13 protein-coding genes, 1 pseudogene and 2 CRISPR repeat arrays (1 of these 16 only partly in view) are annotated in these 22,485 nt (G+C 55.3%); of the genes and pseudogenes, 11 read left to right on the top strand and 3 right to left on the bottom strand.

Annotated features, from left to right (window positions below; all coding sequences use genetic code 11):
* Window positions 1-2: 2 nt before the first annotated feature.
* Window positions 3-992, bottom strand: coding sequence for a quinone oxidoreductase (locus DPA2511_RS03815; RefSeq protein WP_012764372.1), 990 nt, complete (start codon window positions 990-992; stop codon window positions 3-5).
* A 125-nt stretch (window positions 993-1,117) separates the two neighbouring features.
* On the opposite strand from DPA2511_RS03815, the pseudogene dnaB reads away from it, so the two are divergent.
* Window positions 1,118-2,515, top strand: a pseudogene (dnaB, locus tag DPA2511_RS03810) (replicative DNA helicase); the annotation flags it as partial.
* Between the two features lie 18 nt (window positions 2,516-2,533).
* Entirely contained in the window at window positions 2,534-3,610 is a 1,077-nt protein-coding gene (gene alr, locus DPA2511_RS03805; RefSeq protein ID WP_012764370.1) for an alanine racemase, read from the top strand.
* A gap of 104 nt (window positions 3,611-3,714) precedes the next feature.
* Here the strand turns inward: alr and bhsA are convergent, their stop codons facing one another.
* Both bhsA and DPA2511_RS03795 read right to left on the bottom strand, forming a co-directional pair.
* Window positions 3,715-3,963: a multiple stress resistance protein BhsA gene (bhsA, locus tag DPA2511_RS03800; protein WP_012764369.1), complete on the bottom strand. Its 249-nt coding sequence runs from the start codon at window positions 3,961-3,963 to the stop codon at window positions 3,715-3,717.
* Window positions 3,964-4,205: 242 nt separating this feature from the next.
* Window positions 4,206-4,973 carry a transporter substrate-binding domain-containing protein gene (locus DPA2511_RS03795; RefSeq protein ID WP_012764368.1) on the bottom strand — a complete coding sequence of 256 codons (768 nt, stop codon included), beginning with the start codon at window positions 4,971-4,973 and terminating at the stop codon, window positions 4,206-4,208.
* A gap of 395 nt (window positions 4,974-5,368) precedes the next feature.
* Between DPA2511_RS03795 and DPA2511_RS03790 the strand changes: the two genes are divergently transcribed.
* The 9 genes from DPA2511_RS03790 (at window position 5,369) to cas6f (ending at window position 20,306) form a co-directional block, all read left to right on the top strand.
* Complete coding sequence (locus tag DPA2511_RS03790; RefSeq protein ID WP_023638152.1) at window positions 5,369-5,845, top strand: Lrp/AsnC family transcriptional regulator; 477 nt, start codon at window positions 5,369-5,371, stop codon at window positions 5,843-5,845.
* A 249-nt stretch (window positions 5,846-6,094) separates the two neighbouring features.
* Entirely contained in the window at window positions 6,095-6,709 is a 615-nt protein-coding gene (locus DPA2511_RS03780; protein ID WP_012764366.1) for a YitT family protein, read from the top strand.
* Between the two features lie 55 nt (window positions 6,710-6,764).
* Window positions 6,765-7,958, top strand: a complete 1,194-nt coding sequence (locus DPA2511_RS03775) for an amino acid aminotransferase (protein ID WP_012764365.1) — start codon at window positions 6,765-6,767, stop codon at window positions 7,956-7,958.
* A gap of 203 nt (window positions 7,959-8,161) precedes the next feature.
* A CRISPR array of direct repeats spans window positions 8,162-11,849; the repeat unit is 28 nt; unit sequence TTTCTAAGCTGCCTACTCGGCAGTGAAC.
* A 298-nt stretch (window positions 11,850-12,147) separates the two neighbouring features.
* The gene (cas1f, locus tag DPA2511_RS03770; RefSeq protein ID WP_012764364.1) at window positions 12,148-13,149 is read left to right on the top strand and encodes a type I-F CRISPR-associated endonuclease Cas1f; all 1,002 of its coding nucleotides are present in this window, start codon (window positions 12,148-12,150) and stop codon (window positions 13,147-13,149) included.
* Complete coding sequence (gene cas3f, locus DPA2511_RS03765) at window positions 13,146-16,433, top strand: type I-F CRISPR-associated helicase Cas3f (RefSeq protein ID WP_012764363.1); 3,288 nt, start codon at window positions 13,146-13,148, stop codon at window positions 16,431-16,433. Before cas1f ends, cas3f begins: the two co-directional genes overlap by 4 nt.
* A 14-nt stretch (window positions 16,434-16,447) precedes the next feature.
* Window positions 16,448-17,773 carry a type I-F CRISPR-associated protein Csy1 gene (gene csy1 / locus DPA2511_RS03760; protein ID WP_012764362.1) on the top strand — a complete coding sequence of 442 codons (1,326 nt, stop codon included), beginning with the start codon at window positions 16,448-16,450 and terminating at the stop codon, window positions 17,771-17,773.
* On the top strand, window positions 17,770-18,720 hold the full coding sequence (csy2, locus tag DPA2511_RS03755) for a type I-F CRISPR-associated protein Csy2 (RefSeq protein WP_012764361.1): 951 nt from the start codon (window positions 17,770-17,772) through the stop codon (window positions 18,718-18,720). Before csy1 ends, csy2 begins: the two co-directional genes overlap by 4 nt.
* A gap of 16 nt (window positions 18,721-18,736) precedes the next feature.
* Window positions 18,737-19,747 (top strand): type I-F CRISPR-associated protein Csy3, encoded by a 1,011-nt coding sequence (csy3, locus tag DPA2511_RS03750; RefSeq protein ID WP_012764360.1) that lies wholly within the window; start codon window positions 18,737-18,739, stop codon window positions 19,745-19,747.
* 4 nt (window positions 19,748-19,751) lie between these two features.
* Window positions 19,752-20,306, top strand: a complete 555-nt coding sequence (cas6f, locus tag DPA2511_RS03745; protein ID WP_012764359.1) for a type I-F CRISPR-associated endoribonuclease Cas6/Csy4 — start codon at window positions 19,752-19,754, stop codon at window positions 20,304-20,306.
* A gap of 130 nt (window positions 20,307-20,436) precedes the next feature.
* Window positions 20,437-22,485: a CRISPR direct-repeat array (repeat unit 28 nt; unit sequence GTTCACTGCCGCGTAGGCAGCTTAGAAA); it runs 502 nt beyond the window's last position.

Below are 22,485 nucleotides of genomic sequence, written 5' to 3'. Positions count from 1 at the left end.
TTTTACAGCCCTGGAATCAACAGGCTGGAACCGTGCGTTTGGCGGCTTTCCAAGGCCTGGTGGGCGGCTTGCGCGTCTTCCAGCGCAAATTTCTGGCTATCCGGCACATCGACGTTGATCGCACCGCTGGCGATCAGCGCGAACAGCTCTTTGCTGGCGTGTTCCAGCTCCTGACGGTTAGTGATATAGCTGAACAATGACGGCCGGGTCACGTAGAGCGACCCTTTCTGATTCAAGATCCCCAGATTCACGCCCGTTACCGGCCCGGAGGCATTACCGAAGCTGACCATCAGCCCGCGGCGTTTCAGGCAGTTCAACGATGCCTCCCAGGTATCCTTACCGACCGAGTCATACACTACCGACACTTTTTCTTCGTGGGTCAGCTCCAGTACACGCTGGGCGATATCTTCAGTACGGTAATTGATGGTCGCCCAGGCACCGGCTTGCCGGGCTATTTCCGCTTTCCCGGCCGTACCGACGGTACCGATCAGTTTTGCGCCCAGCGCTCTCGCCCACTGGCAGGCAATCAGCCCGACGCCCCCGGCTGCGGCATGAAACAGAAACGTCTCGCCCGGCTTGATTTCATACGTCTGGCGCAACAGGTAGTACACCGTCAACCCTTTCAGAAACGAAGCCGCCGCCTGTTCAAAGCTGATATCGTCCGGCAGCAACGCCACTTTCTCTTCCGGCACGTTATGCCGTTCACTGTAAGCCCCCAATGCAGACTGGGCATACACCACGCGGTCGCCCACTTTCACATGTTTGACGTTAGCCCCCACCTTGCTCACCACCCCGGCAGCCTCAGTGCCCAGCCCCGAAGGCAGTGATGGCGGGGAATAGAGACCGGAACGGAAATAGGTGTCGATATAATTGATGCCGATGGCGCGGTTTTCCACCTGGACTTCATTCAGGCTGGGGTCGCGTGGCGTAAAGTCCACATATTCCAATACCCCCGGGCCGCCGTGCGCGCTGAACTGAATACGCTTGGCCATGCTTTTCTCCTCATTATTCTCATCTTGAGCTGGTGGTTATCGTTACCAGGCTCGGTGTCATTCATATACAATGCCCACACCTCAAAAGGTAAATCAACCAGTAAAAGAACAGGTTTCATGGCAGAAAAAAACCAACCAATAAACCGGCGGATACCCGGGATCGTCAACTCGAAGGGTTAAAACTTCCCCCTCATTCACTGGAGGCGGAACAGTCGGTATTGGGGGGACTGATGCTCGATAACGAGCGCTGGGACAATGTCGCCGAGCGCGTTGTCGCCGCAGACTTCTTCAACCGCGCCCATCGCTTGATCTTCAACGAAATGCAGCGTCTGCTGGAGATGAGCAAACCCATCGACCTGATCACGCTGTCAGAGTCATTAGAACAGAAGGGGGAACTGGACTCTGCCGGCGGTTTCGCCTATCTGGCTGAATTGGCGAAGAATACCCCCAGCGCGGCCAATATCGGCGCGTATGCCGATATCGTGCGGGAACGCGCGGTGGTGCGAGAGATGATCGCCGTTGCCAATGAAATTGCCGACGCCGGTTACGATCCGCAGGGGCGTAGCAGCGAAGATCTCCTTGATCTGGCTGAATCCCGCGTATTCCAGATCGCCGAAAATCGCGCCAGCAAAGATGAAGGGCCAAAAAGCATCGACCGTATCCTGGAAGATACCGTCTCCCGCATCGAACAGCTTTATCAGCGCCCGCACGATGGCGTGACCGGCGTCTCCAGCGGTTATCAGGATCTGGACAAAAAGACCGCCGGGTTGCAGAAATCGGATTTAATCATCGTGGCGGCGCGTCCCTCCATGGGGAAAACCACCTTCGCCATGAACCTATGCGAAAACGCCGCCATGACCCAGGAAAAACCGGTGCTGATCTTCAGCCTGGAAATGCCCGGCGAACAGATCATGATGCGTATGCTGGCCTCGCTCTCGCGCGTGGATCAAACCCGCATCCGTACCGGCCAGCTCGACGACGAAGATTGGGCGCGCATTTCCAGCACCATGGGGTTGCTGTTGGAAAAACGCAATATGTACATCGACGATTCCTCCGGCCTGACGCCGACCGAAGTACGCTCCCGCGCGCGCCGTGTTTTCCGTGAAAACGACGGCCTGAGCCTGATCATGATCGACTACCTGCAATTGATGCGGGTACCGTCGCTGTCAGACAACCGTACGCTGGAAATCGCTGAAATCTCTCGTTCGCTCAAAGCATTGGCAAAAGAATTGCAAGTGCCTGTCATCGCGTTGTCCCAGCTCAACCGCAGCCTGGAACAGCGTGCGGATAAACGTCCGGTCAACTCGGATCTGCGTGAATCCGGCTCTATTGAGCAGGACGCCGACCTGATCATGTTTATCTACCGTGATGAGGTTTATCACGAGAACAGCGATCTGAAAGGCATCGCTGAAATCATTATAGGGAAACAGCGTAACGGGCCGATTGGCACAGTACGCCTGACCTTTAACGGGCAGTGGTCGCGCTTCGATAACTATGCCGGCCCACAATACGATGATGAATAAACGCATTAAGGATTAAGAATGAAAACGGCAACCGCCGTCGTCGATCGCAGCGCCTTGCGCCATAATCTGCAGCTCATCCGACAGATGGCGCCGCAAAGCCGCCTGATCGCCATAGTGAAAGCCAACGCCTACGGGCACGGTGCGCTGGAAGCCGCTCGTGTCTTCTCCGACGCCGACGGTTACGGCGTATCCCGTCTCAGCGAAGCCCTCGCCCTGCGCGCCGGCGGCATCACCAAACCCATTCTACTGTTGGAAGGTTTCTTCTGCGCCGACGAGCTGCCGTTACTGGCTGAACACCAGCTGGAAACCGCAGTCCACTGCGTGGAACAACTGGCCGCACTGGAACAGGCGACGCTGCCGCATCCGCTAAAAGTGTGGATGAAACTGGATACCGGTATGCACCGCCTCGGCGTATTGCCGGCACACGCCGAGGCCTTCTATGCCCGTCTGAGCAGCTGCGCGAATGTCGTGCAGCCGGTGAACGTGATGAGCCACTTTTGCCGCGCCGACGAGCCGGAGTTCGACACCACCCGACGCCAGCTCGACTGTTTCGACGCTTTCACGCGCGGTAAACCGGGCGCCCAATCCATCGCGGCGTCCGGCGGCATCCTGCTGTGGCCGGAAGCGCACCGCGACCAGATTCGCCCCGGCATCATTCTGTACGGTGTGTCGCCGTTGGGGCACGGCGACGCCGGGCAATGGCAGCTCAAACCCGCCATGACGCTAACCTCTCACCTGATCGCCGTGCGTGAACACCATGCCGGCGAACCGGTCGGATACGGCAGTACCTGGAGCAGTACGCGCGACACCCGGCTGGGCGTCGTGGCCATGGGCTATGGCGACGGCTACCCCCGCGGCGCCCGCAGTGGTACGCCAGTGTGGATTAACGGCCGTGAAGTCCCGCTGGTCGGCCGGGTGTCGATGGACATGCTTACCGTCGATCTGGGGCCAGACGCCGACGATCAGGTCGGTAACGAAGTGATTCTATGGGGCGGCCCGTTGCCAGTGGAAAACGTGGCGGCACACAACGACATCAGCGCCTATGAGCTGATCACCCGTCTGACCGCCCGCACCCGGGTGGAATATATCGGCTGACGCGTCTCCATCGACAAAAAAACCCGGTCGAGCCTGTGCTCCACCGGTTTTTTTATTCTCTCGATACAGCAATGGCGTCAGTTATTACGCCATCGCCTGACGAATCATTTGTACAGTTCGGCTACGCCACGCAGTTGCTCACTACCGGTCGCAGAGATAATGCGATAAGACTTGGCGCCGGCCGCATCGGCCTGAGCGGCCAGTTGGGACTGCAATTCGCCCAGACTGCGCGCGGATGCGGAAACGGTACCTACGCGATTTGCCTGAGCGCTCTGGACTTCTGTCGCGGCCAGCGTAGTGAAAGACAGGGTAGACAGGACAACCGCAGCAGCAACTAATTTGATAGAGTTCATGATTATTTCCTTCACTTATTGTTTATAAGGAGGCGTGATTGCCTTCGATGTGAAGAAGAATAGCGCTGTGACAGCGTTGTTAAAATCTAGTTAATTTGCCGCATGAGCTCAAAAAAATTGAATAAAAAAAGCACCAAAAGATAAGTAAAAGCTATCCAATGGTGCGCAATGACGGTTGATTATCCCAAGATATACCGTTAACTATATTTCTTTACATCGCCTTACGATAAAACAATCGAATTTTATTCAGATAAAGCAATCCATTGCGAAATTATATTCCGATACTCTCCGTTCGACTTGGATAAATGTAGCCATTGATCCACATACAGCTTCCAGTTCATGTCGTCGCGCGGCAGCATGTAAGCTTTCTCGCCATATTGCAGCGGCGAAGACGGGTTGACTGCGCACAACTGCGGATAGCGTTTCTGCTGGAACAACGCTTCCGATGCATCGGTAATCATCACGTCCGCCTGCTTGTCCACCAGTTGCTGGAAAATCGTCACATTGTCATGCAACATCAGGTGAGCATTAGGCAAATAGGCGTGGACAAAAGCCTCGTTGGTGCCGCCTGCCGGCTCAATCACCCGCACCGACGGCTGATTAAGCTGCGCCACCGTCCGGTACTTATCCTTGTCTTCACAACGCACCAGAGGGATTTTGCCATCTACGTCTAACATGCTGGAGAAAAAGGCTTTTTTCTGACGCTCCAGCGTCACGGAAATCCCGCCCATGGCGATATCGCACTTTCCGGACTGAAAATCCGGCATTAGGGTCTTCCAACTGGTTTTTACCCACTCCACGTTGACACCCAGGCTTTTCGCCAGGGATCGCGCCATAGAAATATCGATCCCTTCGTAATCACCATCGGCACGCTGCGACGTGTACGGCTTATAGTCGCCGGTGGTACACACTTTCAACACCCCTTGTTCCTGTACCTGATCAAGATGAGATGCGGCGTTGACGCTGCCGGCTCCCCCCAATAACAGAATGAATAAAAAACGTTTTCTCATCATAAAATCCTTGTGATTAACGCCTGCCCGGCAAAAGCGTCACTGTAGCATGTCCCTTCCTGCCCCGGCACGGCTTAAGAGCGCCGGACAACATCGCCTGTCATCCAGGCGGCGATAAAGATTAATAGACTGAATATGTTGGAAATATTCCCCGGCACGTCTCTCACAAATCACGCGAATTTATCGCCGCCATCGTTTAGTTCGTGCATGTAATGACTGAATATGGCATGCCGTCTTCCCGCCCTCCCGATAACGCATCGAAACACGCCCAAAGCGTGCAAGTGTGCGCTTTCGCGTCATCAACGTCTTTCGCAAGATCTCTCGCCACAGGCTTCCGACAGCCCAAAAAGCTGCTAGTCTGTAGCCTTTGTTTTTTCCTTAGCCGGGTAATGGACATGTACAACATCGACGACTTTGATCTAAAAATTCTTATGTTATTACAGGCAAATGGGCGCTTAACGAATCAGGAACTCAGCGCCTTGGTGGGGTTGTCCGCCTCACAGTGTTCACGCCGTCGCATCGCGCTGGAGCAGGCGCAGTTGATCCTCGGCTATCACGCGCGTTTAGCGCCGGACGCCGTCGGCCTCGAAGTGCTGGGGCTGATAGAAGTTCGTCTCATCAACCATACGCAGGAGTGCGTGGATGGGTTCCATCAGATGCTGGGGCAGGAAAGTGCGATTATCGACGCATATAAAACCACCGGTGATGCGGATTACCTGCTGAAAGTCGCGGTGGCTGACCTACATGGACTGAGCGCGCTTATCAGCCAGATTCTGGCGCGTAACAAAAGCGTGGCGCACCTGAAAACATCGGTGGTGCTGAACCGGCTGAAAGAGAATGGCCTGATGCTGCCGATATCCAGCGCGCTCTGATTCAGTGCATAGGTTGCCTCATGATGGTGCACACCAGGGCACGATGCACGCATTGGATGAATAAAAATCACACGAATCAATCCAAAAAATACAAAAATATGCGTATTTCGTGCAATAAAATGCTCGCGATGTTTCAATAAGTTAGCGTTATCCCTGATTAAAAAACGAGAAGGCCTGCGTTGGTTGCAACCCAGCTGGTGCGCTTTTTGCTTGAAAACACAGGTGTTCTTCGATGTTGAGTGTTTTTTCATGGATAACGTTATCTCCACAGACAATATTTCCCACACACGGTTGGAAGATGCGCTGGCGCTGTTGATCGGTACGTTGATGGTGTCATTCGGCGTGGTCATGCTTAAACAGTCGGGTGCGCTGACCGGCGGCACGGCAGGCATGGCGTTTTTGCTGCATTACGTTACGCACGTTTCATTCGGCGCCGCCTTCTTCCTGATAAACCTGCCGTTCTATTATCTGGCCATCCGCCGCATGGGTTGGCCATTCACCCTTAAAACCTTCTGCGCCGTAGGCATGGTGTCATTGTTTTCCGATCTACACCCAATGTTTGTCCACATGGATCGTCTGCAACCCGTCTACGCCACGCTGTTCGGGAACATCATCATGGGCCTGGGGTTCATCGTGCTGTTTCGTCACCGCGCCAGCCTGGGCGGTGTGAACATTTTGGCGCTTTATTTACAGGATAAAAGCGGAATTCGCGCCGGAAAACTGATGATGGCGGTAGATGTAACCATTGTGCTGGCTTCCTTGTTCGTGGTAAGCATACCGATGCTGATCGCTTCCGTGTTAGGCGCCGCCGTGCTGAACCTGATTATCGCCATGAATCACCGCCCCGGACGTTACACCGCGTAAAGCGATCGCCCGTGCGAACAGCCTCATTACTTTATATCTCAGGAGAGTCAAGACCGTGTTCCAGAATGTCGACGCCTATGCCGGCGACCCTATCCTGTCCCTGATGGAGAAATTCAAACAGGACCCGCGTACCGACAAGGTTAACCTCAGCATCGGGCTGTATTACGACGGGCAAGGCGTCATTCCTCAGTTGCAGGCCGTTGCGGCCGCAGAAGCGCAAATGCAGGCCGAACCACAGCACGCCTCGGTCTATCTGCCGATGGAAGGGTTGCAAAGCTACCGCAACGCGATCCAGCACCTGCTCTTCGGTGAACACCACCCGGCGCTGACCGCAGGGCGCATCGCCTCCATTCAGACGTTGGGCGGCTCCGGCGCGTTGAAAGTAGGGGCTGACTTCCTCAAACGTTATTTCCCGGATTCCGAGGTATGGGTGAGCGACCCAACCTGGGAAAACCACATTGCGATTTTTGCCGGCGCCGGTTTCAAGGTGCATACCTATCCCTATTTCGACGCCCAAACGCTGGGAGTGAATATCGAAGGGATGATCGACGCACTCCGGCAGTTGCCGGCGCGCGGCATCGTGCTGCTGCATCCGTGCTGCCATAACCCGACCGGCTCCGACTTGACCCATGCCGAGTGGGATCGCGTCATTGAAGTGCTGATTAGCCGCGAACTGATCCCATTCCTGGATATCGCCTACCAAGGCTTCGGCGGCGGTATGGATGATGATGCTTATGCCATCCGCGCCATCGCTGGCTCAGGCTTACCGGCATTGGTCAGCAACTCGTTCTCCAAGATTTTCTCGCTGTATGGCGAGCGCGTTGGTGGGTTATCCGTCGTGTGCGAAGACAGCGATGCCGCCGCCCGCGTACTGGGCCAATTGAAGGCTACCGTGCGCCGTAACTACTCCAGCCCGCCGAACTTCGGGGCACAGATTGTATCGCGGGTACTGAACGACGCGGCACTCAACGCCAGTTGGAAAGCGGAAGTGGAAGCCATGCGAGTACGCATCCAGGAAATGCGCCAAACGCTGGTTAACACATTGAAAAAGGCCCTGCCGGAACGTGATTTCGATTACCTGCTGACCCAGCGCGGCATGTTCAGCTATACCGGTTTCAGCCCGGAACAGGTCGATCGCCTGCGTGAAGAGTTCGGCGTTTATCTGATCGCCAGCGGTCGGGTTTGCATGGCAGGTCTGAATCACGGCAACGTTCAGCGCGTCGCCGACGCTTTCGCTGCTGTACAGTAATTTCGTTGGTCAATCCTCGTCCCCCGCCGGTTTCCGCTCGGGGGATTTTTTTACCTTTGTACTCTCCCCCATCGATTCCTCTGGCGTTGCTACGCTGTTGAATCAGTAGTGAACATCGCCCTATCCGCCATCCCACTCGATTCCATTTCTTCGCAACCAGCACGTAGTGCCCCCTCTCCCAGCACCACGCAACGCACCGACCATCTCTAAGCTGCCTACTCGGCAGTGAACACAGCCAGCCAGCCTGACAAAGTTCAGCAGGTTTTCTAAGCTGCCTACTCGGCAGTGAACTGCTGACGCTATCGTGCGTCGCGGTCGTGCCTTTTCTAAGCTGCCTACTCGGCAGTGAACCGCTGGAGTGTTGCAAAACCCTGACATAAATCTTTCTAAGCTGCCTACTCGGCAGTGAACTTCTGATATTGCTCGAAGGCGTTCTTCGCTACTTTCTAAGCTGCCTACTCGGCAGTGAACGATGACGAGCAGTTCCCCGCCGCATCTGTCGTTTTCTAAGCTGCCTACTCGGCAGTGAACATCGATGAATGGCTTGCTGAAAACCGCGATAATTTCTAAGCTGCCTACTCGGCAGTGAACTTGATGGAGATCCAGCCGGTGACCACCACAACTTTCTAAGCTGCCTACTCGGCAGTGAACGCTACGGCACCGGGCTTAAATCCATTGGCGATTTTCTAAGCTGCCTACTCGGCAGTGAACTTTACTTCATCTGCTGGAATGTCGAGCAGATCTTTCTAAGCTGCCTACTCGGCAGTGAACATCTATCGAAGCATTTGAGAGGCATGGAATTATTTCTAAGCTGCCTACTCGGCAGTGAACACGGTGCTAACCAATACCTTAAGGCGCTGACATTTCTAAGCTGCCTACTCGGCAGTGAACCTGAGGACAATATGTTGGGCGGTGGAAGCAATTTTCTAAGCTGCCTACTCGGCAGTGAACTTCCGTCAACTTCCGCACGGCTGAGCGCTTCGTTTCTAAGCTGCCTACTCGGCAGTGAACAGCGCCCTATCCTGTCTTTCACATCCTCTTTTTTCTAAGCTGCCTACTCGGCAGTGAACGCGGCATACCCTGCATCACTTCCGGCGGCGGCTTTCTAAGCTGCCTACTCGGCAGTGAACGTGTTGATAGCGAGAGCTAAGCGCGCCCCCTTTTTCTAAGCTGCCTACTCGGCAGTGAACAGAAATATTCAACAATAGACTGGCAGTACTCATTTCTAAGCTGCCTACTCGGCAGTGAACGAGTTTTGGGTTCCCCTTCTTTCCAGGGTTGCTTTCTAAGCTGCCTACTCGGCAGTGAACCGCTACGTAAGTATCTGGCACCTGGCGGTTACTTTCTAAGCTGCCTACTCGGCAGTGAACTACCGCAAGATGGACATTTCTTTTTGGTTCGCTTTCTAAGCTGCCTACTCGGCAGTGAACTCTACTGAAATCATGCTCACGCCATACGCATTTTTCTAAGCTGCCTACTCGGCAGTGAACCGCCTCGTCGGGCAAGTCTTCATCCGCCAACATTTCTAAGCTGCCTACTCGGCAGTGAACGGTGGCCCGAAGAGACTCCACATAGTCCTCAGTTTCTAAGCTGCCTACTCGGCAGTGAACGCGCTTATCACTAGTTTCTGTGTGCTCGCTACTTTCTAAGCTGCCTACTCGGCAGTGAACGATACTGTAGCCCCAGCAATTTTTGAGTAACATTTCTAAGCTGCCTACTCGGCAGTGAACAAGAATTTAGGCGGCAGATTGCCTTTCAAACGTTTCTAAGCTGCCTACTCGGCAGTGAACAATGCGCTGGCGCAGGATTGGGCGTCGAGACTTTTCTAAGCTGCCTACTCGGCAGTGAACCGTGAAGAGTTTTTAAAACGCTTCTATCCACTTTTCTAAGCTGCCTACTCGGCAGTGAACAAAGCAACAGATCGCGATGGCTGCACCCACTGTTTCTAAGCTGCCTACTCGGCAGTGAACTTATAACGCTGGCCCCAGCGCCGTTGATGGTTTTTCTAAGCTGCCTACTCGGCAGTGAACACAGGGTACGACCTCTACCGCCGTGATCTGCTTTTCTAAGCTGCCTACTCGGCAGTGAACTAAGTGATTGATTCTCATATTCCAGTGCCACATTTCTAAGCTGCCTACTCGGCAGTGAACATATTTGAAAAGCTTTCCAAACTTGGTGTAACTTTCTAAGCTGCCTACTCGGCAGTGAACTATGCAGAATGTGCTGGGGCGCGAGGTGTTTGTTTCTAAGCTGCCTACTCGGCAGTGAACGGCAGGCTGATCACTGTCTCCTTCGCTGACCTTTTCTAAGCTGCCTACTCGGCAGTGAACCCGCGCAAGTGGCAGGAATCGATGCTGAAAGATTTCTAAGCTGCCTACTCGGCAGTGAACAATGCGCTGGCGCAGGATTGGGCGTCGAGACTTTTCTAAGCTGCCTACTCGGCAGTGAACATAAGCCATCTGCCGCGAGTGTTCTGTATGGTTTTCTAAGCTGCCTACTCGGCAGTGAACCAGGATGGTTGCCGTTGGTTTGTAGGCGATAATTTCTAAGCTGCCTACTCGGCAGTGAACTTGTACATCTCGCCGCGCTTGTTTAGCATCTGCTTTCTAAGCTGCCTACTCGGCAGTGAACTACCCGAAAAGCGTGGCCCAAACAAAGAGATTTTTCTAAGCTGCCTACTCGGCAGTGAACATCTGCCACGCCATCAAAAGTCACCTCATCAATTTCTAAGCTGCCTACTCGGCAGTGAACCAGCCAGTGCCGACGGTAACGCCTGACACATTTTTCTAAGCTGCCTACTCGGCAGTGAACGTCGGGTTCCCGAATGCCACCCATATGATTTCTTTCTAAGCTGCCTACTCGGCAGTGAACTTCATTCCCTGTCTGATTTGCTGAGCACGCTCTTTCTAAGCTGCCTACTCGGCAGTGAACGGTTGCAGGCCAGACAATGAAGTCATTTTGCATTTCTAAGCTGCCTACTCGGCAGTGAACTCCATATCACCTCCCCAGCGTAAATTGTGATGTTTCTAAGCTGCCTACTCGGCAGTGAACACGCCTCGACCGGCTGATGCAAAGACATTCCTTTTCTAAGCTGCCTACTCGGCAGTGAACCGGCGAACGCTTCTGTATTGTGCTCAGACCACTTTCTAAGCTGCCTACTCGGCAGTGAACGTTTGATGCCATTTTCCGCGATGCTTTGGGCTTTTCTAAGCTGCCTACTCGGCAGTGAACCCTCCCTGTTTGCATCTCCTGCTGATCGTGGAGTTTCTAAGCTGCCTACTCGGCAGTGAACTTGCTTTCATCGCTCAAGCAGGGATTCGAAGATTTCTAAGCTGCCTACTCGGCAGTGAACGCAACTCGATAATCTTATCGATCTTGCCGTTATTTCTAAGCTGCCTACTCGGCAGTGAACGGCCCAAACCATTCAAAATGAACACGATCTTTTTCTAAGCTGCCTACTCGGCAGTGAACGTCCTGCAACGCCTTGCCGAGATTGACCAGATTTTCTAAGCTGCCTACTCGGCAGTGAACAAACCGAGTTGTTATTGCGGTTGAACCGTCATTTTCTAAGCTGCCTACTCGGCAGTGAACTCATGGCCCGCACTGCGTCCATGCCTTGCTGTTTTCTAAGCTGCCTACTCGGCAGTGAACGATATCCAACGAAGTACCAGACGAGAGATCGCTTTCTAAGCTGCCTACTCGGCAGTGAACGTTCGGTGAAAGGTTTGCTGCTGGCGCCCGGTTTTCTAAGCTGCCTACTCGGCAGTGAACTCCGGTGTTCGGTTTGCTCAGGCCGACATCCTTTTCTAAGCTGCCTACTCGGCAGTGAACATTTACCGGCTGGACTCATGGCGCCGAAAAATTTTCTAAGCTGCCTACTCGGCAGTGAACTGTAGCCCGTTGACTCTAACCCGTTGTATTTCAGCCTGCAATTGTCGATTTTCGCTGTCAGACCCTTTTTTTTCGGCTGTCGGTAACTTATTGATTTTTCAATACTGAGAAAGGTGGCTGAAAAAAAGGGTATTGAAGCGGGAAAAGTGTTTCTGGCGTCATTCATTTTCTGGTTTGGGTTGTGCTAGGCTGATTCTCGTTACTTTCCAGTAGATTACGTATTTCTCAATGAATTATTAGCCTGCGTGTTATTACGTAGGATGGGATTGTTTTATCGCTACCTAAGAGAAACGGTTTTATGGATAACGTATTCAGCCCGTCGGATTTAAAAACCATTCTGCACTCCAAACGCGCCAATATTTATTACCTCCAGCATTGCCGTATTTTGGTGAATGGCGGACGGGTGGAATATGTCACTGAAGAAGGAAATCAGTCGCTGTACTGGAATATCCCTATCGCTAATACCAGCGTGGTAATGCTCGGCACCGGCACCTCGGTGACGCAGGCGGCGATGCGGGAATTTGCTCGCGCCGGGGTGATGGTCGGGTTTTGCGGCAGTGGAGGTACGCCATTGTTCGCCGCCAACGAGGCCGAAGTGGCGGTATCGTGGCTGTCGCCGCAAAGTGAATACCGCCCTACTGAGTATTTGCAGGATTGGGTCAGCTTCTGGTTTAACGAACAGCAGCGGCTGGCGGCGGCGATTGCCTTTCAACAGGTGCGCATTGGGCAGATTCGTCAGCACTGGCTGGGTGGGCGACTGGCGCGTGAATCACGTTTCACCATCAAACCCGAACATGTGGAAGCGTTGCTTAACCGCTATCAGCAGGGACTGGTCGACTGCCGCACCAGTAACGATGTGCTGGTACAGGAAGCGATGATGACCAAAGCGTTATATCGGCTGGCGGCCAACGCCGTGAGCTACGGTGATTTTACCCGCGCCAAACGCGGCGGCGGCACCGATTTGGCGAACCGTTTTCTCGACCACGGCAACTATCTGGCTTACGGGCTGGCGGCAGTAGCATTGTGGGTGCTGGGCCTGCCGCATGGCCTGGCGGTGCTGCACGGCAAGACCCGACGCGGCGGGCTGGTGTTCGATGTGGCGGATTTGATCAAAGACGCGCTGATTTTGCCGCAGGCGTTTATCGCCGCGATGGAAGGCGAAGACGAGCAGGATTTCCGCCAGCGTTGCCTGACGGCGTTTCGACAGGCCGAGGCGTTGGATGTAATGATCGACAGCCTGCAACAGGTGGCTCAGCAATTAAGCCAGGTGGCGAAAACCGGCAGCCAGGTGGCGCGATGAATATTTTGCTGGTTTCCGAATGCAACAAGCGGGCGCTGGTGGAAACCCGTCGGGTATTGGATCAGTTCGCTGAGCGTAAAGGCGAACGCACCTGGCAGACCGCCATCACCGAAGAAGGGCTGAAAATGCTGCGCCAGTTGCTGCGGAAAACCGCGCGGCGCAACACCGCCGTCGCCTGCCACTGGATTCGCAGCGCCAATCACACCGAACTGCTGTGGATTGTCGGCAATCTGCGGCGTTTCAACCTGCAGGGCAGCGTACCGACCAACCGCACCGAGCGCGATATTCTGCGCAGCAACGATGAAAACCCGTGGCATAGTGCCGAAGCCTTCAGTCTGCTGGCGGCGATTGCCGGGCTGTTTCACGATATCGGCAAGGCCAATGCGCTGTTTCAGGCGGGGTTACAGGGTAATGGGCCGCGCAGCCAGCCTTATCGCCATGAGTGGGTATCACTGCGGCTGTTTCAGGCGTTTGTCGGCAAGCAGGACGATACCGACTGGCTGACAACGCTGGCTGCCGTCGGCCCAGATGCCGAAGCGGCGCTGCTGGCGCGGTTGCAGCAGGACGCGAAAATCCCCAAGCCGTCGCCGTTTAACAGCTTGCCGCCATTGGCGCAGGTGGTGGGTTGGCTGATTGTGTCGCACCACCGCTTGCCGCTGTTTCATACCCCGACGGACGGCGAATCGAGCGGTGCGCCGCAACTGGAATTTATCGACCATTGGCTCAATGACCATCTATCACCGCGCTGGAATGCCATTAACCACCTGCGCCCGGATATCAGCACGCAAGAATGGCAACAGGTGTGGCAATTCCCACACGGCACGCCGCTGCAAAGCCGTATTTGGTGCGAAAAGGCGCGCAAGTTCGCCACCCGTGCGCTGAAGTTACCCTCGCTGATGACCGTCGGTCAGTTGGATCAGCGGCTGACGGTGCATCTGGCACGGCTGGTGTTGATGCTGGCGGATCACCACTATTCCTCTGCTGCCGCCACGACCGGCTGGCAGGATCCCCGCTATGGGGTATGGGCCAACACGGACAGGAAGACCGGCAAGCTCAAGCAGCAACTGGACGAACACTGCGTCGGCGTTGGGCAAAACGCGCTGTTGCTGGGGCGCAGCTTACCGCACCTGCGCGACACGCTGCCCGCCATCACCCGGCACAAAGGCTTTCGCCAGCGCAGTACCGATGCGCGTTTTCGCTGGCAGGATAAAGCGTTTGACAAGGTTTGCGCGATACGTGAGCAGGCCGCCCGCCACGGCTTCTTTGGCGTCAACATGGCGTCCACCGGTCGCGGCAAAACACTGGCCAATGCCCGCATCATGTACGCGCTGGCAGACGAATCCACCGGGTGTCGCTTTTCGGTAGCGCTCGGCCTACGCACCCTGACATTGCAAACCGGCGACGCGCTGCGCCAGCGCCTGACGCTGGATGAGGACGATCTGGCGGTGTTGATAGGCTCCCAGGCAGTGCAGGAACTGCATGAGCTGCGCCAGCAGGAAGCGGGGGCAGCGCGGACTGGCAGTGAATCCGCCGAGTCGCTGTTTAGCGAACATCAGTACGTCAGCTACCAGGGCTCGCTGGATGATGGTCGGCTGAAAACCTGGCTGGAAAAATCGCCGACGCTGCATCAACTGCTGAGCGCGCCGGTGCTGGTGACGACGATTGATCATCTGATGCCCGCTACCGAAAGCCTGCGCGGCGGCCACCAGATTGCGCCGATGCTACGGTTGCTGACCTCTGATCTGGTGTTGGATGAACCGGACGATTTCGGGCTGGAAGACCTGCCCGCGTTGTGTCGGCTGGTGAATTGGGCGGGGATGCTTGGCTCACGGGTGCTGCTGTCATCCGCCACGCTGCCGCCCGCGCTGATTCGGGCACTGTTCGAAGCCTACCTGAATGGCCGTGCCGCCTGGCAGCAGGCGTATGGCGAACCGGGTACGCCGCTGACTGTCTGCTGTGGCTGGTTTGATGAGTTCGACAGCCAGTGTCAGACCATAGCCGATACCCTGGCTTTTGCCGACCAGCATCAGGCGTTTGTCGCCGGGCGCATCAGTAAGCTGCAACAGCAGGAACAGCGGCTGCGCTGGGCAGAGATTGAACCGGTCGTCAGCACTGAGCGAGGGGCGAGTGCGGTGTGTCAGGCGGTGGCGCAAACCCTGCACCCACGGCTGTTCGCGCTGCACCAGCAACACCACCAGACGCATTCGTCGGGGAAAACCGTGTCGCTGGGGTTGATTCGTATGGCCAACATCAACCCGCTGGTGGCGGTGGCGCGCGCACTGATGGCGATGCCCTCGCCGCCGGACTGCTGCGTGCATTACTGCGTCTATCACAGCCAGCACCCGCTGGCGATGCGTTCCCACATCGAAGCGCGGCTGGATGCGGCCCTGATGCGCAAACACCCGGAGGCACTGTGGCAGGTGGCGGAAATTCGTCATGCCATCGAACAGCAGCCGCAACAGCATCATGTGTTTGTGGTGCTGGCCACCTCGGTGGCGGAAGTGGGTCGCGATCACGATTATGACTGGGCCATTGCCGAACCCAGTTCGATGCGTTCGCTGATCCAACTGGCCGGGCGTATTCTGCGCCACCGCCAGCGTGACGAGTTTGTGCCGTCCTCGCCCAATTTTTATTTGCTAAGCCATAACGTGCGGGCGTTGAAAGGGGAGCTGCTAGCGTTTTGCCGCCCCGGTTTTGAAGCGAAAGACGGCTTCACCCTCGCCAGCCACGATCTGCGGGAGATCCTCAAACCGGAGGATTATCAGAGCATTAGTGCTGCGCCACGTATTACCGAGCCAACGCCACCGATAGACCTCAAAAACCTGACGCTGATAAGCCTTGAGCACGCGGCATTAAAGCTGGTGTTGTTGGGGAGGAAAAAACCAAAACCCGCAGATAAACCTGCGGCGGTGTGGTGGTGGCGCAAACCGCTGCACTGGAACGGCGAACTGCAACGGCACACGATGTTTCGCCGGTCAGAGCCACAGCTGCGCTACAGCCTGTGGCTGGAAGAGGAAGACGGCGAACCAGGCTTTATGGTGCAAGACGATGGGCCGAGCGGCTGGAAAAAAATCGATGTGATTCGCCCGGTACAACAAGCCATGGCCGATGGCGTCAGCCAGTGGGTAGCGATGGATTACACCGCGCTTTACCTGCAACTGGCCGAGGAGAAACAGCGGGAACTGGCGTGGATCAGCGCCCGCTTCGGTGAAATCAGCCTGAGAAAACAAGATAACTCATGGTGCTGGCACCCGCTGTTAGGGGTATTTGGAGAAAAATCATGATGACAGGAGGAGGCATGGAAGAGAGTGAATTAACGCAGTTTATTGTCAGTTATATCAACGATAAAGAGAAATCTAAGCAGGATGATCTCGATAAAGTCGCCGACAACCAGCGAATGTCGTTAAGCGGCGAAGCGCTGGCTGCGATGGAATTGAAGCTGGAACAAGAACGGCTTGAAATAGTGCGCACTTGGCTGACGGATAACGCGCCGAAAGCGTACCAAATAAAACGAGCAACGCATGTTTTGAAATTTACTCACAGTTCAGCAAAAGGAAGTAGCCGATTAGATTTGTTCAAGGATCTGTCGCTACCTTTTTTATCCACGGCATCATTAAGTCACCCAGTTTTAGATACTGCGGTTGATAATGCGGCGGTTCTTGGTATTGCAAAATTATTGACCGAAGAGCATCAGGGCGATTCGCTGTTGGCGGCGCTACAGCGTGGTGACTACCGGGCGCTGGAAGCGCTGGCGGAAAGCCCGGAGCAGCTTGCGCAGTGGCTGGCTGGGTTTAAGCAAGTGCTGAGCGATAAGCAGCCCAGTTCTCATTCCCTCGCTAAACAGATCTACTTCCCGGTGGGGGACGGGCAATACCACTTACTCAGTCCGCTTTATTCCTCTTCACTGTCGCAGGCGCTGGACCAACGCCTGAACGCGGTGCGCTTTGGTGAGCAAGCTAAAGCCATCCGTGAGGCCCGGCGGCAGAAGCGCTGGCACGATGAGGTTGATGTCAGCTACCCCGGTATTGCGGTGCAGAATATGGGCGGTGATAACAAGCAAAATGTCTCTGCACTGAATGTCAAACGTAATGGTCGCTCCTATCTGTTCAACTGTTCGCCGCCACAGTGGCGCAGTCAGGATAAACCGCCGCTTAAGCATGACACTATCTTTCGTAACAGTGGTGAGCTGTATACACGGACTCGCGATCAACTCAGTGCGATGCGAAAATTTTTGCTCAGCGTCAAAGACGTGGACAACAACCGCGATATTCGCAATCAGCGTCGGCGTTACCTCGACCAGTTGATCGACACCTTATTCGACTATGTCGTTACGGTACAAAACCAGTACCCGGCGGGCTGGAGCGTTGATTCTTGTCTGAAACGCCACCTGCAATTGTGGCTTGACCCACAGCGTGGCTCTCGGGACTCCGCTTTTCTGCGTGAGCGTGATATGGGTGACTGGCAGCAGGACGTCGCCCATGAATTTGGCCAGTGGCTGAATGCGCGCTTAAAGCACGAAAAACTGATTTTCGGCGAGGTGGAGCGCCGTGAGTGGTCAACCGCCGCGCTGTTTAAGCAGCGGTTGCGGGAAACCGAACGTGCGCTGAAGGAGGAACGGGCATGAGCAGCCTGATTATTCTGCGGCGTATTCAGGTGGAAAACGCCAACGCCATCGCCGGACACACCTACGGCTTTCCCGCTATCAGCCAGTTTCTCGGCTTTACCCATGCGTTGTCGCGCCAGTTGCAGGCATCTCACGGTTTGACGCTGGAAGGCTGCGGCGTGGTGTGCCATCAGCACCAGTTGCACGCTTACGGCAGCGGCTGGAATCGCAGCTTTGCGCTGACACGCAACCCGCTGACCAAAGAAGAAAAAACCGCCGCCTTTAATGAAGAGGGGCGGATGCACCTCAGTGTGTCACTGCTGATGGAGTGCCACGGCATGTTGCCCGGTGAAGACGGGCTTGAGGCGTTAAAACAGCGGTTGCAGCAACTGGCGCTGCGCCAGCGGCTGGCGGGCGGGCTGATTGTGGATATCGAACAGGTAAACGTCCATGACATGCCTGCCGACGAGGGCACGACCCGTGTCCTAATGCGTCGTTTGCTACCGGGGTTTGTCTTACTGGATCGCACCGCGCTATTGCAACCGCACTTTGCAACCCTACAACAGAGCGACCCGCAGGCAGAGATGCTGGATGCCTGGCTGGATTTCGCCGCCTTGAAACATCACGCGGTGCGCGCCTCTGGTGATGAGGTGAGCTGGCAGCCGCTGCCGAAACCGGAGGAGGGCTATCTGGTGCCGCTGATGACCGGCTACCGCGCCATTTCGCCGCTGTACGCCCCCGGCGAGGTGGAGAAAACCCGCGACCCGTCCACCCCGTTCTGTTTTGCCGAGGCCATTTACGGCGTTGGCGAATGGCGCGGTGCACACCGTATTGACGACATCAACCGTATTTTCTGGCGTTACCTCTATCAACGCGACAATCAACACCACACCTACCGCTGCCTGCAAGCCGCAGACGAGCTGGACAATGCGGCGGATGATTACCCGGAACTTGAATTCAACTACTGAGACAAGGATTGAAACCATGGCAAAAGCAGCAACCACCTTGAAAACCCCAACGGTACTGGCGTTTGAGCGCAAACTGGCGAATTCCGATGCGCTGATGCTGGCGGGCAACTGGCAGCAGGAGAACTGGCAGCCGGTGGTGATTCAGGAAAAATCGGTACGCGGCACCATATCCAACCGACAGTCTGGCGCGTTGGTTAGTGATCCGGGCAAATTCATGAAAAGTATTGAGAATCCTAATATACAGCCCGTCGATGTCGCCGCGCTGCCGTTTGAGGCCGATACGCTGAAAGTGGTTTTTACACTGCGGGTACTGGGTAACCTGGCGCTGCCGTCGGTGTGTAACAATCAGGATTACCAGCAGGCGCTGACGGAACTGATTAACGGCTACGCCCGCGAACCGGGCTTTGGCGTGCTGGCAGCGCGTTACGCCGAGAATATCGCCAGCGGCCGTTTCCTGTGGCGTAACCGTATCGGCGCGGAAGCGGTGCAGGTGGTGGTGACACATAACGATAAGCGTTGGGTATTCAACGGCGAAGATTACTCGCTGCGCCAGTTTAGCCAACCGTCGGGCGCACTGGCTGAACTGGCTCAAGCTATCGAGCAGGCACTGGCCGGGAACGATTCGGCGTTTTTCCGCGTGGAAGCGCAGGTGAAGCTGGGCAACGGGCAGGAAGTGTTCCCGTCGCAAGAGCTAGTGCGTTCCAATGAATCTGGTCGTGACCGAAAGAGCAAAGTTCTGTATCAGGTTAACGGTGTGGCGGCGATGCACTCCCAGAAAATCGGCAACGCGCTGCGTACCGTCGATGACTGGCACCCGGAAGCGGCGGAAACCGGGCCGATCGCAGTCGAACCCTATGGCTCTGTCACCAGCCGCGGCCGCGCTTACCGCCAGCCGAAAGATAAAATGGATTTTTACACCCTGCTGGATAACTGGGTGATCAAGGGCAACGTGCCAGAGGTGGCGCAACAACACTACGTGATCGCCACGCTAATTCGCGGTGGGGTGTTCGGCGAGAAAGGCGAGTAACGCTATGGATCACTATATCGAGATTCGGGTGTTGCCCGATCTGGAGTTCAGCGCGGTGCAGTTGCTAAGCGCGCTGTTCGCCAAGCTGCACCGGGCGCTGGGGCAGCGGGCGACGGGCGCCATCGGGGTGAGTTTCCCAGATGTAGACAAAACGTTGGGGGAACGGCTGCGGCTGCATGGCAGCGTACAGGAGTTGGCGGCGCTGGAACAAACCGGCTGGCTGAAAGGGCTGCGCGACTATACCGCCATCACCGAACCGCTACCGGTGCCTGCGGGGGCGAAACACCGCACCGTGCGCCGGGTGCAGGTAAAAAGCAGCGCCGAACGCCTGCGCCGCCGCGCGGTGAGCAAGGGCCGGATGACGGAGGATGAGGCCGCTACTCGCATTCCCTATGCGGTAGAAAAACGCAGTTCGCTGCCATATCTGCCGCTGCGCAGCCTTTCCAGCGGACAAACGTTTTTATTGTTTGTTGAGCACGGCCCGTTGCAGGACAAACCGGTCGCCGGAGCGTTCTCCAGCTACGGGTTAAGCGCTACCACCACCATCCCGTGGTTTTGACCCTTTTTTTGCGGCCAGTTCTAACGTATTGATTTTTAATACCGCAATCTGGCCGCCAGAAAAAAGGGGTTTTCCGGAAAAACGGCGGTTTTTCTTTAACAATCAGGTGATAAACGATAATTCGCTACAGGTTCACTGCCGCGTAGGCAGCTTAGAAAATTGTCCCGGCAAAGTCTTTTGCCTGTTCATTGGTTCACTGCCGCGTAGGCAGCTTAGAAATGATCCCGTTCCAGTTCAACATGGAGCAGACCGTTCACTGCCGCGTAGGCAGCTTAGAAAATGACGGTTTTGCCTGTGCTGGTGCAGTCTGCGTTCACTGCCGCGTAGGCAGCTTAGAAAAAAACTTCGATTCTGCTTCCTTGCCTGCCGTGTTCACTGCCGCGTAGGCAGCTTAGAAAGTCACAGATATTTGAAGCTATCGAAGCGCTTAGTTCACTGCCGCGTAGGCAGCTTAGAAATGTGTGGCGCTCCAACTCCGTGCCCTTCTCACGTTCACTGCCGCGTAGGCAGCTTAGAAAACTGCGAGGTTGTCATAATGGCAAATCTCACCGTTCACTGCCGCGTAGGCAGCTTAGAAAGCTCGTTCGTCAGCGCGCCGGAACAACTCGGGTGTTCACTGCCGAGTAGGCAGCTTAGAAAAGGTGCAGCCAGACTTCAACGGCCTGCTGACCGTTCACTGCCGCGTAGGCAGCTTAGAAATTGCCGCGGCGATCGCCAGAGATGCGGACGGTGTTCACTGCCGCGTAGGCAGCTTAGAAAGTCAACGTTCAGCTACAGACCAGCGCGGACAAGTTCACTGCCGCGTAGGCAGCTTAGAAAATGACCAGCTGACGCACAGTCATGCGGAATTCGTTCACTGCCGCGTAGGCAGCTTAGAAAGGGAGGCAGAGACGATGACCATCATTCATGACGTTCACTGCCGCGTAGGCAGCTTAGAAAAGGGGCTGCACTGCAAATTGCTCTGGCATGGCGTTCACTGCCGCGTAGGCAGCTTAGAAAGATAGCACTGGCCGCTTTTGCTTCTCCGGCAAGTTCACTGCCGCGTAGGCAGCTTAGAAACGGTGAAAATAAGCTCGCCGGTTGCCACCATTTGTTCACTGCCGCGTAGGCAGCTTAGAAAGAATGCTGCGCCGTTCAGCCCAGCTAGACGCGGTTCACTGCCGCGTAGGCAGCTTAGAAAATTGGCGGGTTTGTTGCCTTATCCAACAACTGGTTCACTGCCGCGTAGGCAGCTTAGAAAGTGAGGGCGCTTACGACGAGAAAGCCGATCAAGTTCACTGCCGCGTAGGCAGCTTAGAAACATCGATGATGCGAGTGTTACGGCGTTCGTTAGTTCACTGCCGCGTAGGCAGCTTAGAAAGACCCCGAAGACAAACCCGCTAAAAAGACTCGGTTCACTGCCGCGTAGGCAGCTTAGAAAATCGGCAACGATGCGAAGTCCCGCCGTGCTAAGTTCACTGCCGCGTAGGCAGCTTAGAAAATAATGGGGTTATATGTTTTCCCTTTACCAAAGTTCACTGCCGCGTAGGCAGCTTAGAAACGCCCCCGCTGCACGTATACGGTAGAGGCCATGTTCACTGCCGCGTAGGCAGCTTAGAAAATAAGTTCTACTGGCTTTTGTGTGGGGTGGAGGTTCACTGCCGCGTAGGCAGCTTAGAAAACTCACTTTTGAGGTCGGGGCTTCTTTTTATTGTTCACTGCCGCGTAGGCAGCTTAGAAAATCAAGGTCGATAAACAGGATTGAGCGCCCGAGTTCACTGCCGCGTAGGCAGCTTAGAAAGATGAAATCTGGCACGTCCAGCACAGTTTTATGTTCACTGCCGCGTAGGCAGCTTAGAAATTTCCCAGCCAGCGTCTTCAGTTGCAGAGCGCGTTCACTGCCGCGTAGGCAGCTTAGAAATCACCATTAGTGTCGAGAAGCCCGCACAACATGTTCACTGCCGCGTAGGCAGCTTAGAAAATCCCCAATCCACACTCCAAGCATGTAGGCATGTTCACTGCCGCGTAGGCAGCTTAGAAAATGACGGTTCAACCGCAATAACAACTCGGTTTGTTCACTGCCGCGTAGGCAGCTTAGAAAATTCATCGATAGAATCCTTTTTCTTATATTGCGTTCACTGCCGCGTAGGCAGCTTAGAAAGGTACGGTCATTCTGTACTGACTACATGCTTCGTTCACT

The organism is Musicola paradisiaca NCPPB 2511, from assembly GCF_000400505.1.
Taxonomy (GTDB): Bacteria; Pseudomonadota; Gammaproteobacteria; order Enterobacterales; family Enterobacteriaceae; genus Musicola; species Musicola paradisiaca.
Note: the sequence above shows the minus strand (reverse complement) of the source record. Positions and strands in the feature narration are given on the sequence as shown.